This window comes from Anaerosporobacter sp., from assembly GCF_965301125.1.
On record NZ_CBDLAM010000289.1, the window covers coordinates 1 to 3,247 of the forward strand.

The 3,247-nt window shown below is 34.9% G+C and carries 4 protein-coding genes; 3 read left to right on the forward strand and 1 reads right to left on the reverse strand.

The annotated features are described in order from the left end of the window. Positions 1-67: 67 nt before the first annotated feature. From phnC to phnE (ACW2QF_RS18830), 3 genes are read left to right on the forward strand one after another with little or no spacing between them, the layout of a single operon-like run. On the forward strand, positions 68-832 hold the full coding sequence (gene phnC / locus ACW2QF_RS18820; protein WP_455717556.1) for a phosphonate ABC transporter ATP-binding protein: 765 nt from the start codon (positions 68-70) through the stop codon (positions 830-832). A gap of 1 nt (position 833) precedes the next feature. Continuing rightward, entirely contained in the window at positions 834-1,658 is an 825-nt protein-coding gene (gene phnE / locus ACW2QF_RS18825; RefSeq protein WP_455717553.1) for a phosphonate ABC transporter, permease protein PhnE, read from the forward strand. A 1-nt stretch (position 1,659) separates the two neighbouring features. Continuing rightward, a complete protein-coding gene (phnE, locus tag ACW2QF_RS18830) occupies positions 1,660-2,466 on the forward strand; it encodes a phosphonate ABC transporter, permease protein PhnE (RefSeq protein WP_455717554.1) in 807 nt (268 codons plus the stop codon). Between the two features lie 574 nt (positions 2,467-3,040). On the opposite strand, the gene ACW2QF_RS18835 is transcribed toward phnE (ACW2QF_RS18830), so the two are convergent. Beyond that, on the reverse strand, positions 3,041-3,247 hold a 207-nt coding region (locus ACW2QF_RS18835; protein WP_455717555.1), incomplete at its 5' end, for a hypothetical protein.

Consider the following 3,247-nt stretch of genomic DNA (forward strand, 5'->3'; position numbering starts at 1 on the left):
TATTGAGAGTATTTACTCTTACTATAGACCACCAATTTATGATTTTGAAAGGAGCATATTTGTTAACATGATTAAGTTTGAACAAGTAAGCAAGGTTTATCCAAATGGATACAAGGCCCTTAACAACATTACATTAGATATTGAGCAGGGTGAATTTGTGGCTATCATCGGTCTATCTGGTGCCGGCAAATCCACATTACTTAGAACAATCAATAGAATGCACGATATCTCAGACGGTAAATTAACAGTTAACGGTAAAGAAGTAAATAGCCTAAAAGGAAAGGAATTAAGAAAATTCAGACGTAAAATCGGTATGGTGTTCCAATCCTTTAATCTAGTAACAAGAACAACTGTTATTAAGAACGTCTTAACATCAAGAGTTCCTGATATGCCTTTATGGAAATCTATTATAGGCCTATATTCAAAAGCAGATAAAATTATTGCCCTTGAAGCTCTTGATAAAGTAGGCATTCTTGATAAAGCTTACATCCGTGCAGACCAACTATCTGGTGGACAGCAACAACGTGTTGCTTTAGCAAGAACCTTAGCGCAAAAACCTGAGATTATCTTAGCAGATGAACCTGTTGCTGCTCTTGATCCAATTACTGCTGGTCAAGTTATGGATGACTTTAAGAAAATCAATAAAGAAATGAATATTTCTGTCTTAATTAACATTCACCATGTTGATTTAGCACTAAAATATTGTGACCGTGTAATTGGAATTAAAGCGGGGGAAATCGTATACGATGGTCCATCAAAAGATGTAGATAATGAGATTCTAAAAGAAATCTATGGACGTGAATTAGCAGATGATGAAGTAATGGGGGAATAGTATGTTTTCAGCGATTAAAAATATATTCGTACCAGAAAAAATCGTCCTCAGTGACGGTAAAGAAATAAAGCCACCAAAACCAGTAGCTCCTTATATTGTTATCGGTCTGATAGTCTCTGTTATCCTTGCAATTAATATAACAGGATTTAATTTCTCGACTTTGATTAAGCGTGGTAGTTATTTTTTTGATATTCTAAAAGACATGTTTCCTCCTGATTTTAGTTATGCTTCTAAAGTAGTTACTCCGTTAATTGAAACTGTTAAGATGTCTGTATTAGGGTCACTTATCGGAAGCTTTTTAGCAATTCCATTCGCTATATTATCAGCCGTTAATATCACTAAATCAAAAATCGTCATAGCAATTGTTCGATTTGTATTAAGTATCACAAGAACTTTACCAACGCTAATTATTGCCTTATTGGCAACATATTTCTTTGGACTTGGTACTTTCGCAGGTACCGTTGCAATTACAATATTTACATTTGGTCTAGTTGTTAAGATGCTATACGAAAAGATTGAAACTGTTGACATGGGGCCTTTTGAAGCAATGGAAGCTGTTGGTTCCACTAGATTAAAAGCTTTCATCGGGTCTATTATACCTCAAATTGCTCCTTCTTATGTGTCTATCTGTCTCTATAGTTTAGAATTAAATGTTAGATACGCCGCAATACTAGGTTATGTTGGAGCTGGTGGTATCGGTGTTATCTTAAACGAAAAAATTGGTTGGAGACAATATGATCAAGTAGGTATGATCTTAGTAATGTTATTCATTACAGTTGTAATCATTGAACAAATTAGTAAATATGTAAGAGAAAGGTTAGGGTAAGATGGATTTTACAGTAAAAAAACAATTAGAAAAAGAACCAAATCTTTGGATCAAGAAAGCCCTAACTGCCTTATTTATCATAGCAATTATTATCTGGTCTCTTCAAACCGTTCAATATAATGGGGTGAAAGAAAATGGTTTAACCATTGCGAAAAACGTTATCTCTGGTATTCTACACCCAGATATGGATATGATGTTTGATTTTGCAGAAGGGGTTCCCGCTCTATTATTAGAAACAATCTGTATTGCCCTATTAGGTTCACTATTTGGAACAATCTTAGCAATTCCTTTTTCATTCCTAGCTTCTAGTAATATTGTTCCTAAATGGGTTAGTATGATTACTTCATTCATTATTGCGGCTATTCGTACATTCCCTGCTTTCGTATATGGTCTTATGTTCATTCGTGTTACTGGACCGGGTGCTTTCGCAGGTGTACTAACCTTATCCGTAACTTCTATCGGTATGGTAAGTAAGTTATTCATTGAAACCATTGAAGATTTAGATACGAAAATCTTAGAATCATTAGATGCCGCTGGTTGTAATACATTCCAAAAGATTCGTTATGGAATTATTCCACAGCTATTCTCAAACTTCGCATCAACTGCCATATATCGTTTTGAAATTTGTTTAAAAGATGCTTCTACTCTTGGTTTAGTAGGCGCTGGTGGTATCGGTGCTCCTCTGATCTTTGCTATGAATGCATTCAACTGGGATGAAGTTGGCGCTATCTTATTCGGATTAGTTGCTTTAGTCCTTGTTGTAGAAGTACTTTCTACGAAGATAAGAAACAAGTTGGCTCGTGGTTAATACACTGCTAATACAATTGAGATGCAAAACTCTATGTAGGTTTTCAGAGCTTCTTTGCTGGCGTTCTATGACACGAAACACGCTACACATCTAAGTACTTCTATGTGTGTACAACGTATGTATTCAGATGGTACGGAAACGCCTTCGATTCGCCATCCTGGCGAACTCAGGCTGGCCAGACTTCCTTGCCTCGCCTTCCTAGGTTATACAGTACACACTAAGAAGTACTATAGATGTTGCGCTATCGTTTCTTAGTCATAGGACGACAGCTAAGAAGCAGATTTATACTGTTGAGAGTTTTGCTTTACTACGTTTTTGATACACAAATACTATTGTGTATTAATAATGTGAGATGAGGGTATTGCAAAATGCCATTCGAGTAAACTAGCTATGTTATTAATACTAAATGCATTGAAATGCAACATTAAAAAAACAACTTTTCTAACTGTGTGCTATATGTGAACATATATTTATGTTCACATATTCGCTTACAGCGTAGAAAAGTTGTTTTTTTCTAATGTGTGAAAGCATTTAATTGTAACAACATAGTGTGACTCTTGCTTTTATAACAGCCTCATCTTTTATTAAGCTTTCTAATAACTAATGAGAAAACTTTTACTATCACTTCTATTATTATAATATAAATCACATATATTCCAATTGACAGGGCTGCATATGAAAAATCATATTGCGGTTGTGCACCATCTAAAGTAATTCCCTTCAATCCAATTCCGTATAATCCCTTCCCATGGTATATAAAGACTAATACAATATATATGAT

What these genes read in the sequence shown, in the direction of transcription:
- phnC (WP_455717556.1), top strand. Translation starts at nt 68, where the DNA reads ATGATTAAGTTTGAACAAGTAAGCAAGGTTTATCCAAATGGATACAAG.
- phnE (WP_455717553.1), top strand. Translation starts at nt 834, where the DNA reads ATGTTTTCAGCGATTAAAAATATATTCGTACCAGAAAAAATCGTCCTC.
- phnE (WP_455717554.1), top strand. Translation starts at nt 1,660, where the DNA reads ATGGATTTTACAGTAAAAAAACAATTAGAAAAAGAACCAAATCTTTGG.